The organism is Variovorax gossypii, assembly GCF_003965815.1.
Lineage (GTDB): Bacteria > Pseudomonadota > Gammaproteobacteria > Burkholderiales > Burkholderiaceae_C > Variovorax > Variovorax gossypii.
Map to the genome: position 1 here is coordinate 242,723 of NZ_RXOE01000010.1, position 13,434 is coordinate 256,156.

9 protein-coding genes are annotated in these 13,434 nt (G+C 71.2%); 7 read left to right on the forward strand and 2 right to left on the reverse strand.

Annotation, left to right across the window (positions count from 1 at the left end; translation table 11 throughout):
• Positions 1-188 precede the first annotated feature (188 nt).
• From bcsD to EJP69_RS27495, 7 genes are read left to right on the forward strand one after another with little or no spacing between them, the layout of a single operon-like run.
• Positions 189-665 (forward strand): cellulose biosynthesis protein BcsD, encoded by a 477-nt coding sequence (gene bcsD, locus EJP69_RS27465; RefSeq protein WP_126473481.1) that lies wholly within the window; start codon positions 189-191, stop codon positions 663-665.
• On the forward strand, positions 662-1,114 hold the full coding sequence (gene bcsR / locus EJP69_RS27470; RefSeq protein WP_126473483.1) for a BcsR/BcsP family cellulose biosynthesis protein: 453 nt from the start codon (positions 662-664) through the stop codon (positions 1,112-1,114). Before bcsD ends, bcsR begins: the two co-directional genes overlap by 4 nt.
• A 2-nt stretch (positions 1,115-1,116) precedes the next feature.
• Positions 1,117-1,929, forward strand: a complete 813-nt coding sequence (gene bcsQ, locus EJP69_RS27475) for a cellulose biosynthesis protein BcsQ (RefSeq protein ID WP_170217239.1) — start codon at positions 1,117-1,119, stop codon at positions 1,927-1,929.
• Positions 1,926-4,094, forward strand: a complete 2,169-nt coding sequence (gene bcsA, locus EJP69_RS27480; RefSeq protein WP_093301473.1) for a UDP-forming cellulose synthase catalytic subunit — start codon at positions 1,926-1,928, stop codon at positions 4,092-4,094. The genes bcsQ and bcsA overlap by 4 nt, the downstream gene beginning before the upstream one ends.
• Positions 4,094-6,406, forward strand: coding sequence for a cellulose biosynthesis cyclic di-GMP-binding regulatory protein BcsB (bcsB, locus tag EJP69_RS27485; protein WP_126473487.1), 2,313 nt, complete (start codon positions 4,094-4,096; stop codon positions 6,404-6,406). The genes bcsA and bcsB overlap by 1 nt, the downstream gene beginning before the upstream one ends.
• 7 nt (positions 6,407-6,413) lie before the next feature.
• On the forward strand, positions 6,414-7,622 hold the full coding sequence (gene bcsZ, locus EJP69_RS27490; RefSeq protein ID WP_126473489.1) for a cellulose synthase complex periplasmic endoglucanase BcsZ: 1,209 nt from the start codon (positions 6,414-6,416) through the stop codon (positions 7,620-7,622).
• Positions 7,598-11,971 (forward strand): cellulose biosynthesis protein BcsC, encoded by a 4,374-nt coding sequence (locus EJP69_RS27495; RefSeq protein WP_126473491.1) that lies wholly within the window; start codon positions 7,598-7,600, stop codon positions 11,969-11,971. The genes bcsZ and EJP69_RS27495 overlap by 25 nt, the downstream gene beginning before the upstream one ends.
• A gap of 53 nt (positions 11,972-12,024) precedes the next feature.
• Here the strand turns inward: EJP69_RS27495 and EJP69_RS27500 are convergent, their stop codons facing one another.
• Positions 12,025-12,927: an OmpA family protein gene (locus EJP69_RS27500; RefSeq protein ID WP_126473493.1), complete on the reverse strand. Its 903-nt coding sequence runs from the start codon at positions 12,925-12,927 to the stop codon at positions 12,025-12,027.
• Between the two features lie 11 nt (positions 12,928-12,938).
• Positions 12,939-13,434, reverse strand: a 496-nt coding sequence (locus tag EJP69_RS27505) for a YadA-like family protein (protein ID WP_206169387.1), incomplete at its 5' end; no start/stop codon positions are given.

Sequence of the window (13,434 nt, forward strand, 5' to 3'; positions counted from 1 at the left end):
GGACTGAAGCTCCCCAAAAAAAACGAATCCGATCGCCTCTGCGCGACGTACAGGCTTGTTGGCCGACAAGGGTCGGGGCCTGGGTCGTCCCCGAATTCATACAGTCGGGGCCGTCAAAGACAGTCCTTTCGTACTAATTAGTTCACATTTATTGTCAATGGTTAACTGATCCAAGAAAATGCCTCGGCATGGAAACTGGTGCGACGTTTATCGACTACTACGACAAGAAATCCTGCAGCTCGCAATGGCTGGAATTCAATCGCGGAATGGCCGCCGAATTGAGCGCCGGATTGCCGCCTGAGGATCTGCGGCAGCTCTTCTGCCGCGTCGGCCAGCATTTCGCGCAGGCCCTGCCCATTCCGCCCTGCCGCACGCTCGAGGAACTGCAAGACCGGTTCAACGAGCACTGGGACCGCATCGACTGGGGCTTCACCGTCCTGAGCGAGGAATCCGACGGCGTCGCCATCACCCATGCCTGCAGCCCGATCGCCATGGCCTTCGGCCCCGAGACCACGGGCTGGAGCGTGGGCTTCTTCGAAGGCGTGTACCAGGCCTGGTTCGATTCGCAGCGCATGCCCGCGTCGCTGCGCGTGCAGGCCCTGAAGACGGCCGCCGCGCAGGGCGAGCCCCGCGTCGACCTGCGGCTGTCGAAGGTGGCCGCATGAACACCGAGGACTCCGCCCCCGAAGACATAGCCGGCCTGTTCCGCAAGTTCGGCGGCAACTCGCACGGCTACAGGGAATTCGCGCCGCCCGAGGCCGAGACCGAGACGCCCCGCGTCTGGCCGCTGCTGTCGGGCCAGCGCATCGCGCATCCGCCGGCCGCCGCGGCGCCCGTTTCCTCTCCGGTCCCTGCGGCCGCGCCAGTCGCTCCGGTTGCGCCGTTCGCGCCCCCCGCGCACGCGCAGCCGCGCCCCGCGGCCGCCGCGCCGCAGCCCCGCGTCGAACCCGTTCTGCGCACGCCCCCTCCCGCCGCGGCTTCCTTCGCAGCACCTGCCGCCGACGGCACCGATGTCCAGCCCACGCCGCTCGAGCAGCTGTTCGAGCGCCTTGCCGGCCCGCAGCCGCCGTCTGCCGCGCCGGGGCCCTTGTCACGCTGGCGAAGGCCGACGTGACGATGGTTGTCATCCCAGTCATTTCCTCCAAGGGCGGCGTAGGCAAGACCACGATTGCCGCGAATCTCTGCACCGCGCTCGCGCAGCGCGGCCGGCAGGTGCTCGCGATCGACCTCGACCCGCAGAACGCCCTGCGCTTCCACATCGCCAATGAACCGCAGGACTGCGACAGCGGCCTGGTCGAAGCCGCCACGGGGCTGATCCCGTGGGCCCACACGATCCGCCCGGCCAGTGCCGGCGCGATGCTGCTGCCCTTCGGCGACGTCGACGACGAACGCCAGATCTCGTTCGAGCAGCAGCTGGCGCGCCACCCCGGCTGGCTGGCCGAGACGCTGCAGCGCTTCGGGCTGCCCGAGGGCACGCTGGTGCTGCTCGACACGCCGCCCGGCGCCTCGGTCTACCTGCAGCAGGCGCTGCGTGCCGCGCACTTCGGCGTCGTCACGGTGCTGGCGGACGCCGGCTCCTTCGCCACGCTGCCGATCGTCGAACGCATGATCGGCAAGTACGCCAGCCCGCGCGCCGACTACCTCGGCACCGGCTACGTGGTGAACCAGGTCGATCCGGGCAAGCGGCTGAACAACGACGTCTTCGAGATGCTGCGCCAGCGGCTGCGGCCCGAGCTGCTGGGCGTGCTCCACCTGGACCAGGCGGTCCCCGAGGCGCTGGCCTCCGCCTCGCCCGTGCAGCGCTACGCGCCGATGAGCCAGGCGGCCGAGGACTTCTCCTCCTGCACCGAGCGGGTGCTCGAGCGCATCGAGACCGCCCGCCAGGCCGCCGCCTTCCCCTCCCTGCGGACCATGGAACCGAACCGATGAAAAGCGCCCCGTCCGCCCCCCTGCAGCAACCCGCGCCGCGGCCCGCCCCGGCCATCCTGCGGCTGCTGCCGGTGCGCATCCTCGGCTGGATCGCCGTGCTCGCGACACTGCCCGCGCTGATCATCGCGCCCATGAGCTTCGAGCAGCAGATCGCGCTGTCGGTGGGCATATTCCTGGCCGCGCTCGTCACCAACCGGTTTCGCGGTCGCTTCGCCAGCCTGGTGCTGATCTTCCTGTCGGTCGTCGTTTCATCGCGCTACACCTACTGGCGCGTGACCGAGACCATGTACATGGACAACCCGGTCGACCTGGTGCTGGGCGTGGGCCTGCTGATGGCCGAGCTGTACGCCTTCGTGGTGCTGCTGCTGGGCTACGTGCAGACCGCCTGGCCGCTGGAGCGCAAGCCGGTGCCGCTGCCCGATGACCCGGCCGAGTGGCCCACGGTCGACCTGTTCATCCCGACCTACAACGAGTCGCTGTCGGTGGTGCGCTCCACCGTGCTGGCCGCGCAGCTGATCGACTGGCCGCGCGACAAGCTCAAGATCTTCGTGCTCGACGACGGCCGCCGCGAGGAATTCCGCGTGTTCTGCGAGGAGGTCGGCGTGACACACGTCACGCGCGACAACAACCGCCACGCCAAGGCCGGCAACATCAATGCCGCGCTGAAGCACACCACGGGCGAGTTCGTCGCGATCTTCGACTGCGACCACATCCCCACGCGCTCGTTCATGCAGATCGCCATGGGCTGGTTCGGGCGCGACCCGAAGCTGGGCATGGTGCAGCTGCCCCACTACTTCTTCTCGGCCGACCCCTTCGAGCGCAACCTCGACACCTTCGGCACGGTGCCCAACGAGGGCGAGCTGTTCTACGGCCTGATCCAGGACGGCAACGACCTGTGGAACGCCACCTTCTTCTGCGGCTCCTGCGCGGTGCTGCGCCGGACCATCGTCGAGGAAGTGGGTGGCATCGCGGTGGAGACCGTGACGGAAGACGCCCACACCGCGCTGAAGATGCACCGCCTGGGCTACACCACCGCCTACCTGGCGCTGCCGCAGGCGGCCGGCCTGGCCACCGAGAGCCTCTCGGGCCACGTGGGCCAGCGCATCCGCTGGGCGCGCGGCATGGCGCAGATCTTCCGCATCGACAACCCGCTGTTCGGGCGCGGCCTGCACTGGGCGCAGCGCCTTTGCTACGTGAACGCGATGCTGCACTTCCTGTACGGCCTGCCGCGGCTCATCTACCTGACGGCGCCGCTGGCCTACCTGTACTTCGGCGCGAGCGTGATCCACGCATCGGCGTCGATGATCTTCGCCTTCGCGCTGCCGCACATCCTGCACGCCAACCTCACCAACAGCCGCATCCAGGGGCGCTTCCGCTACCTGCTGTGGAACGAGGTCTACGAGGCGGTGCTGGCCTGGTACATCTTCCGGCCGACGCTGGTGGCGCTCATCAACCCCAAGCTGGGCAGCTTCAACGTGACGGCCAAGGGCGGCCTGATCCAGGAGGAGTACTTCGACAGCAGCATCGCCAAGGCCAGCCTGGTGCTGCTGGCGCTGAACTTCGTCGGCGTGTGCCTGGGGCTGTGGCGCCTGAGTTGGGTCGACCCGCAGAACATCGCCACCGTCTGGCTCAACCTGGCCTGGACGGTCTACAACATGATGATCCTGGGCGCCTGCGTGGCCGCCGCCAACGAGTCGCGCCAGCTGCGCAGCTCGCACCGCGTGGAGCTCAGCCTGCCGGCCACGCTGTATTTCGCCGACGGCCGCTCGCTTCGCTGCAACACCTTCGACTTCTCCAGCGGCGGGCTCGGCGTCGAGCTGCCGCAGGACATGAAGCTCGACCCCGAGACCCCGGTCGACATCGCGCTCTATCGCAACGACCTGGAGTCGCGCTTCGCCGCGACGGTGCGCTTCAGCGGCGGCAAGCGGCTGGGCCTGCGCTTCGCGCCGATGAGCTTCGCGCAGGAGCGTGCGCTGGTGCAGTGCACGACCGCGCGCGCCGACATCTGGGCCGCGCGCTGGGGCAACCACCCGCGCGTGCCGATCCATCGCGTGCTCGGCCACATCATCAGCATCAGCGGCACCGGTTTCCGCGACATGTTCAGCCACTACTACCGCGCGACCGCCGCGCGGCTGCGCCCCGCCAAAGCAAAGGAATCGACGTGATGTCCACCCTGTGCGCGCGTCGTCCCGACGCGCCTCTCGTCCGGGCGCCAGCGCGCGCCGCCACCGCCGTGCTGCTCGCCGCGGCCCTCGCCTGCGCCATGGGCGCCACGGGCGCGGCGGCGCAGCCGGGCCCGGTCGCCGCACCGGCGGCAGGCGGCGCGGCCGCGAGCGCCAGCGTGCGCGAGCTCAACCTCACGCAGCTGGGCATCGACTACGCCGTGCAGCTGCGCGGCATCAGCGGCACGATCGGCATCCCGTTCAACGTGCGCGCCGACGAGCTGGTCACGGCCGCCTCGTTCAAGCTGAACTACGCCTACTCGCCCTCGCTGATTCCCGAGCTGTCGCACCTGAAGGTCACGGTCAACGACGTGCTGGTGGCCACGCTTCCGGTGAACCGCGCCGACGCGGGCAAGCCGCAGACGGCCGAGATTCCGATCGACCGGCGCCTGATCACCGAGTTCAACCGCATCAACGTCCAGCTCGTGGGCCACTACACGCGCGAATGCGAGGACCCGGCCCACACCAGCCTGTGGGCGCACATCGACGCATCGAGTGCGCTGAAGCTGACGGTGGCGCCGCTGAAGCTCGCGAACGACCTCGCGAAGCTGCCCCTGCCCTTCTTCGACCGCCGCGACGTGCAGCGCGCGCGCATTCCCTTCGTCTTCGGCACCGCCGCCGCGGGCCCGGTGCTCGAAGCGGCCGGCGTGGTGTCTTCGTGGTTCGGCGCGCTGGCCGACTACCGTGGCGCGACTTTCCCGGTGTCGGGCGGCGACCTGCCCACGGGCCACGCGGTGGTGTTCGTCACGCCGGAGTCGAGCATTCCGGGCCTCGCGCTGCCCGCGATCCAGGGCCCGGGCCTGGCCGTGGTCGACAACCCGCGCGACGCCGCCGGCAAGCTGCTGCTGGTGATGGGCCGCACGCCGGCCGACCTGCGCACCGCCGCCGCGGCGCTGGCGCTCAACAGCCAGGCCTTCGCGGGCGCCGCTGCCGCGGTCACCGCCTTCCAGGAGCCGCCGGCGCGCAAGCCCTACGACGCGCCGCGCTGGGTTCCGAGCGACCGCGCGCTGCAGTTCGGCGAGCTGACGACGGCCGCCGACCTCTCGGTGTCGGGCTACAACCCCGACGTGGTCCGCGTGAACCTGCAGCTGCCGCCTGACCTGTTCACCTGGCGCAGCCGCGGCATTCCGCTCGACCTGCGCTACCGCTACACGCCGCGCGTGCGGCCCGACCAGTCGACGCTGAACGTCAACGTCAACGAGAACTTCGTGGGCGGCCTGCCGCTGCGCTCGGCCAACCCGGCCGGCGACCGCTGGTGGAACCCGCTGGCCGTGAAGCTGATGCCCGACGGCACGCTGGCCGAGCACAAGGAAGTGATCCTGCCGCCGCTGGCCATGGGCCCGCGCAGCCAGCTTCGCCTGCACTACTACTTCGAGCCCGTGGGCGGGCGCTGCGTGCCGCAGCTGGACAACGTGCGCGGCGCGATCGACCCGACCTCCACCATCGACGTGTCGGGCTTCCCGCACTTCATCGCGATGCCCGAGCTCGCGGCGTACGCCAACGGCGGCTTCCCGTTCTCGCGCATGGCCGACCTGTCGGAAACCGCGGTGATCCTGCCCACGCAGCCCGACAGCGCCGACACCGAGACCTACCTCGGCCTGCTCGGCCAGATCGGCCGCTCCACCGGCTACCCGGCGCTGCGCGTGAAGGTGGGCACGCCGTCGGAAGCCGTGCAGCTCGCCGACAAGGACTTGCTGGTGATCGGCAACCTGCAGAGCCAGCCGCTCTTCACGCAGTGGGCCGACAAGATGCCGCTCAAGCGCAACGGCGCCGCGCCCGAGATCAAGCTCGGCAGCTGGATCGACAACACCATTGACTTCGTGATCGGCGCGCGCACGCGCGAGGACCTGCCGGGCTCGATGCAGATCGCGATCACCGGCGACGGCCGCGACGCCGTGCTCGCGGGCTTCGAGTCGCCGCTGCGCGGCGGCCGCAGCGTGGTCGCCGCCATCACCGGCCCCGACTCGAAGGAGGCGCTGCTCAACACGCTGATGACGCCCGAGCTGCTCAAGCGCGTGCAGGGCAGCATGACGATCATGCGCGACACGCAGGTCAACAGCGTGCTCGGCGGCGACACCTACTACGTCGGCCGCCTGCCGCCCATCGCCTGGGTGCAGTGGAACCTGTCGCGCAGCCCGCTGATGCTGGCCGGGCTGGTGCTCGTGCTGGCGCTGCTGGGCGCGGCCGTTTCGTATGCCGGCCTGCAGCTGCGGGCGCGCAAGCGCCTGTCGGTGGGCAGCGCGAAAACCAAGTAAGCGATCCATGCGACGACTGCCGACCCCGTCCGCCCACCGCCGCGCCCTGCTCGGCGCGGCCGGGCTCGCGCTGGCGCTGCCGAAGCTCGCGGCCGCCGCGCAGTCGCAGGAGCCGGCGCCCGCCACCTGCCACCCGGCCACCGACTGGGCCGCCTTCGCGGCGCGCCACGTCCAGGCCGACGGCCGGGTGATCGACTTCAACACGCCGCAGCAGCAGTCGACCTCCGAAGGCCAGTCCTACGGCATGTTCTTCGCGCTGGTGCACAACGACCGCGCCGCCTTCGCGCGCATGCTGGCCTGGACCGAGGCCAACCTCGCGGGCGGCAGCCTCGCGAAGAAGCTGCCCGCCTGGCAATGGGGCCGCAAGCCCGAGGGCGGCTGGGGCGTGCTCGACGCCAATGCCGCGTCGGACGCCGACCTGTGGATCGCCTATGCGCTGATGGAAGGCGGCCGGCTGTGGAACGACGCCGGCTACCGCGCGCTCGGCCGCAGCCTGCTGGCACTGGCCGTGCGCGACGAGGTGGTGGCGCTGCCCGGCCTCGGCCGCATGCTGCTGCCCTGGCCCAAGTCGGTGGCCAGCGGGCCGTCGTGGCGGCTCAACCCCAGCTACATGCCGCTGCAGCTGCTGCGCTACTTCCAGCAGGCCGATCCCACGGGCCCGTGGGGCGAAGTCACGGACAACACGCTGCGCATGTTCGGCGCGGTCACGCCCAAGGGCTTCGCGCCCGACTGGTGCGCCTGGTCGCCGGACGAGCGCGCCTTCGTGGCCGATCCGCAGAAGGGGCTCACCGGCAGCTACGACGCCATCCGCACCTACCTCTGGGCGGGCATGCTTTCCGACAAGGATCCGGCGCGCAAGATGCTGCTGCTGAACCTGCGCGGCCCGGGCCAGCTGCTGGCCGAGCGCCAGCCCCTGCCCGAGTACGTCGACACCGCCAGCGGCGCCGGGCGGGGCATGGCGCCGCTCGGTTTCGCGGGCGCGATGCTGCCCTACCTCAAGGCGGTGGGGGCCACCGACGCGCTGGCGGCCCAGGTCGCGCGCGTGCCCGGCGGCCGCGCCGCACCGGCCGCGCCCGGCACCGCGCCCTTGCCCTACTACGAACAATGCCTGCTCCTTTTCGGTCAGGCCTGGCACGACGGCCGATACGAATTCGGCCGCAACGGCCAGCTGCAACCCTCATGGAGAACGCTATGCCGTCCCAATCGACCGGCCTGAAGCCAGGGCGTCCCCCCTCTTTCCCCTTCGCGTTGTCGCCGCAGTCGCGGCAATGGATGGCCTGCTTCGGCATGCTCGCGGCGCTGTGCGCCGCCGTGCCCGCGCAGGCGCAGGTCGACGCCGGCGCGGCGCTGACCGAGCAGGGCAACTACTGGCAGGCCCAGGGCCGCGCCGAACTCGCGGAGGAAAGCTGGAAGAAGCTGCTGAGCATCCAGCCCCAGTCGACCGACGCGATGTACGGCATGGCGCAGGTCGAGCTGTCGCGCGGCAACACCGAGGCGGCGCGCGGCTGGATCGCGCGGCTGCGCAGCGCGAGCCCGAACGACGCCCGCCTGGCGCGCCTGCAGCAGCAGGCGCAGCAGCCCGGCGGCCAGCAGAGCACGCTGCAGCGCGCCCGCGCCGCCGCGCGCGCCGGCCGCGCCGCCGAGGCGGTGGAGCTGTACCGCAGCCAGTTCGACAACCGCCCGCCGCCCGAGGCGCTCGCGCTGGAGTACTACCAGGTGCTGGCAAGCACGCCGCAGGGCGCCGACGAAGGCCGCCGCGGCCTCGAGCAGCTGGTGAAGGAGCACCCGGACAACGCGAACTACAGGCTCGCGCTCGCGCAGCAGAAGACCTACAGCGAGTCCACGCGCCGCGCGGGCATCCGCGAGCTGGTCGAGCTGACGAAGCAGCCCGCCGTGGCGACCGCCGCGCGCGCCGCCTGGCGCCAGGCGCTGATCTGGCTCGACGCGCGCCAGCCCGATGTGGCGCTCTACCAGGAGTACCTGGGCAGCAACCAGAACGACGCTGCCGTGACCGCGCGGCTGGAGACGCTCACCAAGGCCAGGACGGCCGCCGCGAACACGCCCGGCGTGCCCGTGGGCGAAGGCTTCCAGGCCCTCGACCGCGGCGACCCGGGCACCGCCGAGCAGCGCTTCCAGCAGGCGCTTCGCACCAAGCCGGACGACAGCGAAGCGCTGGGCGGCCTCGGCCTCGTGCGGCTGCGCCAGGAACGCTTTGCCGAAGCGCAGGAGCTGCTTGAACGCGCGGCGCGCGGCGGCGGCAGCAAGTGGAATTCGGCGCTGCAGAGCGCCACCTACTGGGCGCTGGTGGGCCAGGCCCGCGCCGCGCAGGCGAAGAACGACGCGCGCGGTGCGCAGTCGCTCTACGAACGCGCCGTGCGCATCGACCCGCGCGAGGCCGTGGGCCAGAACGCGCTGGCCGACCTGCGCCTGGCCGCCGGCGACTACGCCCAGGCCGAGCAGGGCTACAAGCGCGTGCTCGAGAGCAAGCCCCAGAACACGCAGGCGCTCAACGGCCTGATCTCGCTGTACGGCCAGACGGGCCGCGCCGACGAGGCGCTGGCGCTGTCGCGCCGCCTCACGCCCGAGCAGGCCACGCAGCTCGGCGGCCTGCGCAACCTGCAGGTCGACCAGGCCCGCAACCGCGCCCGCCAGCAGGCCGATGCCGGCGACGCGGCCGGCGCGCAGCGCACGCTCGAGGACGCCATGCTCGCGGCGCCCGACAGCCCGTGGGTGCGCCTCGACCTGGCCAACATCTACCGCAAGCAAGGCCTCGTGTCCGAGGCGCGCGGCGTGATGGAAGGGCTGCTGATGTCGCAGCCCGACATGCCCGACGCGCTCTACGCCAGCGCCCTGCTCGCCTCCGAGACGGGCGACGCGGCCGCCGGCATCCAGTACCTCGAACGCATTCCCGCGGGCTCGCGCACGCGCGACATGGCGGCGCTGCAGCGCCGCCTGTGGGCGCAGTCGCAAGCCGCGCGCGCGCTCGCGCTGGCGCGCCAGGGCCAGACGGACGCCGCACGCGGCGTGCTCGCGCAGGCCGAGGCCACGCTGGGCGCCGACATGCCGGCCGAGCTGTGGGGCCAGCTCGCGGGCGCCTATGCCGAGATCGGCGACGCACCGCGCGCCCTCGCCATGAGCCGCCAGCTGCTGGCGCGCACGCCGGTGCCGGGCACCAGCGACCGGCTGCTCTATGCGTCGGTGCTGCTCAAGACGAAGCAGGACATCGAACTCTCGGCCGTGCTGCGCCAGCTCGCGGGCACCAACATGACGGCCGCCCAGCGCAGCGACTTCGACAGCCTGCGCATAGCCTTCGCGCTGCGCCAGACCGACGCGCTGCGCGAAGCCGGCAACCTCGAGGCCGCCTACAACGCGATGGCACCGGTGCTCGCCGAGCGGCCGGAAGATCCGCAGGCGCTGGCCGCGCTGGCGCGGCTGTACTCGGCGGCGCGCGACGAAGGGCAGGCGCTGGCGCTGTACCAGCGCATCCTGCAACGCAGCCCTACCGATCTCGACACACTGCTCGCCGCCGCGGCCAGCGCCAGCGCGCAACGCGAGCACAGCCAGGCCGAGAACTACGTGATGGCCGCGCTGAAGCAGGCGCCCGACCAGTCGCGCGTGCTGGCCGCCGCCGGACGCGTGTATCGCAACGCGGGCGAGAGCCGCAAGGCAGAGCAATACCTGCGCGCGGCGCTGGAGGCCGAGCGGCAGGTCGCTTCCGGCGGCTTCGCGCCGGGCGGCGTACCGGTGCAACAGATGCCGACCGCCAATCCGTTCGCCGGCATGACCGGCGGCGCGCCGGGCGCGGCCGTGCCCGCCGGCGCCCTGCCGGCCAACGGCAACCCGTTCGCGCAGGCGCGCATGCAGCCCGCGGTCTATCCGGCGGCCGCGGCGGCCGGGGCTTACCCGACGAGCTATCCGGCTGCATCGGCCTACCCGGTGGCGCAGCAGGCTGTTGCCTACCCGGGCTACCCGGTCGCGGCCGCACCGGTCGCCCTGCCGTGGGATTCCGCCGCGCCGGCAGCTGCGGGCGCGAAGGGCCGCCAGTCGAGCGCGAAGACATCGACGCGCACGGCGCGCAACAGCAGCCAGAACAACAACGTGCCGCAGGCCTCGGCCTATGTCGCGCCGTCGATGCAGCCCGTGCCGCAGTACCCGGTGCCGGGCAGCCGGCAGGCCGCGCCGGTCTACATCCCGCAGGCGCAGGGCGCCATGGCGGCGGCACCCGCCGGCTATCCGGCCTATCCGCAAGCCAATGCCGCCTACGCGCAGGCCAACACGGCACGCCCCGAGCCGAGCTGGAACGCGCCGCTGCGCAGCGCGCCCGCGAGCACGCTGGCCTCGGAAGTGCAGGAACTCGAGTCGCAGCGCGCGGTGAGCCTCACCGCGGGCACGGTCTACCGCAACCGCGCGGGCGAGGCCGGCCTGAGCCGGCTCTCCGACTTCCAGCTGCCGGTGCAGGCGCGCTTCCCGGTCGGCGAGGGCAAGATCGTCGTTGGCGTGACGCCCACGGTGCTCGATGCCGGCACGCCGGCGAGCGACTATTCGACCGGCAGCCGCTTCGGCGGCGGGCCGGCCGCAGCCCTCGACGCGCTGCGCAACGGCACGTCGGCCGGCCAGCAGAACGCATCGGGCGTCGGCCTGAACGTGGGCTACGAGGGCAAGAACTTCGAGGCCGGCATCGGCACCACGCCGCTGGGCTTTCCCACCACCAACGTGGTCGGCAACGTCACCTTCAAGGGCAGCTTCGGCGACTCCTGGAACTACAAGGCCGACATCTCCCGCCGCGCGGTGACCGACAGCGTGCTGTCGTTCGCCGGCGCGAAGGACGAGCGCACCAACGAGCGCTGGGGCGGCGTGGTCGCCACCGGCGTGCGCGGCGACATCGGCTACGACGACGGCACCTACGGCGTGTACAGCTACCTGGCGGCGCACGGCATCACCGGCAAGAACGTGCAGAGCAACTCGCGCGTGGAGACCGGCGGCGGCGCCTACCTGCACCTGCTGAACAACCCGAACTCCAAGCTCACGCTGGGCATGAACATCGGGCTGATGGGCTACGAGAAGAACCTGAGCTACTACACCTTCGGGCAGGGCGGCTACTTCAGCCCACAGAGCTTCGTGAGCGTGGCCTTCCCGGTCGACTGGAGCGGACGCAGCGACCGGCTCTCGTGGCGCGTGAACGCCTCGCTGGGCGTGCAGTCGTTCAACCAGAAGGCATCGCCCTACTTCCCGACGGACCCGTCGCGCAACGCCGCCGCATCGAGCGCGGCCTACCAGGCGCTGGCGCTGGGCCTGAGCAGCTCGAGCTACAACAACATGTACGCCAGCAGCTCCAAGACCGGCCTCGCCTACAACCTGGCCGCGGTGCTGGAGTACCAGCTGGCGCCGAAGATGTTCCTCGGCGGCTCGCTGGGTTTCAACAACGCACAGAACTACCGGCAGTTCACGGGCAGCGTCTACCTGCGCTATGTATTCGGCGGCTCGAACAGCATCGGCGTGCCCGGGTACGACAGCGGCGGCGCCACGCTGAGGCCGATGACCTCGCCCTACACGCCGCTGCTCTGATGCGCTGACGGCTGAAGCCGGGCGGGTCTTCTTCGTTCGCGGGGCGACGGCTTTCAGCGCCCCGCGGAGACCTCGATCTCCACGCGGCGGTTCGGGGCCAGGCAGTCGATGAGCGCCGCCCGCGCGGCCTGCCGCGCGCACTGCACCTTCGGCTCCGACGAGCCCCTGCCCTGGACCTGGATCTTCCGCGCCGGCACGCCGGCCTGCACCAGGTAGTCGCGGACGGTGCCGGCACGAGCCAGCGAGAGCGCCTGGTTGTAGGCGTCGCTGCCGAGCCGGTCGGTATGGCCCGTGACCCTGACCGTCTCCACCGATGCACTGCTCGCGATGTCGGCGGCCAGCGCATCGAGCTTGCGACGGCCCTCGGGCAGCAGGTCGGCCAGCGTGCGGCCGTCGAAGCGGAAAAGGCCGTCGGCGCCCAGTGTCGTCTTCGTCGCAGGGGCAGCCGCGGGTGCGACAGCAACGACAGGCGCGGCTGCCGCGGGCGGCGGCCTGAGCAGGTCGGCGCAGCCGGGCCCCTTCCAGTACATGCCGTTGGTCAGCACGTCGTCGTTGAAGCGGACCATGTACTGGCAGGTGATGTACCCCGGGCCCGCGCCCGTGCGGAAGTGGAAGATGTAGTTCCATTCGCGCGCGCCGCCCAGCCCTTCGCTGAAGTGCGGGAAGCCCAGCAGCTCGCGCACCTGGTCCTTGCCCATGCCTGTGCGCATGTTGCGCAGGGCCTCCAGGCTGGGGAAGGCGCCCTGGCGCCACTTCGCGGAATCCGGCGCGGGAAAGTCGTCGTCCTTCGCGGGCGCCGGGTTCTCCGACGCGGCCCTGGCCTGCATCTGCGGCGTGACGGTGTAGCTCGGGCTCGCGCATCCGCCGGCCAGCAGTGCGGCGAGAACGATGGGAACGATGGCGCGGGTCCTGGCTTGGAGAGGCTTGCTGTTCATGATGGCGTTCGTCCAGTTCATCTGTGTGGCGATCAGTTGAAGACCCATTCCGCGCCGACGGTGGCGCCCACGCCGGCACGGCTGGTGGCCACGCCGCCGGTGATGCTCCAGGCGTTGTTCTCCGCGGTGCGACGGAAGCTGACGCCCACCGCGCTCTGGCCCTTGAAGGAGCCCGCGCCGATGCGCATGACCGTCTTGCCCGGCACGTAGCTCCCGGGCATCTGCAGCGCCATGGCGGCCGCCACGCCGGCATAGGCGTTCTTCTCGACGCCGTCGATGCGGTCGCCCATGGCGTTGATGCGGTTGTTCAGGCCGGCGCTGGTCGCGTTGAGCTGGTTGACGTTGACGGCGTCGGTGCCCGCCACGCCCGGCGCCACGTTGTGCACAGTGACCGGGCCGGTGGAATTGCTGCCGCCCATCGTCACGCTGTTGTAGTTGACCGAGCCGTCCACGTTGGTGTCGTACTTCACCGTCGACTGGTCGATGGCGGCGACGGTGCCCTGCACGCCCCGCAGCTGCGAGACATTG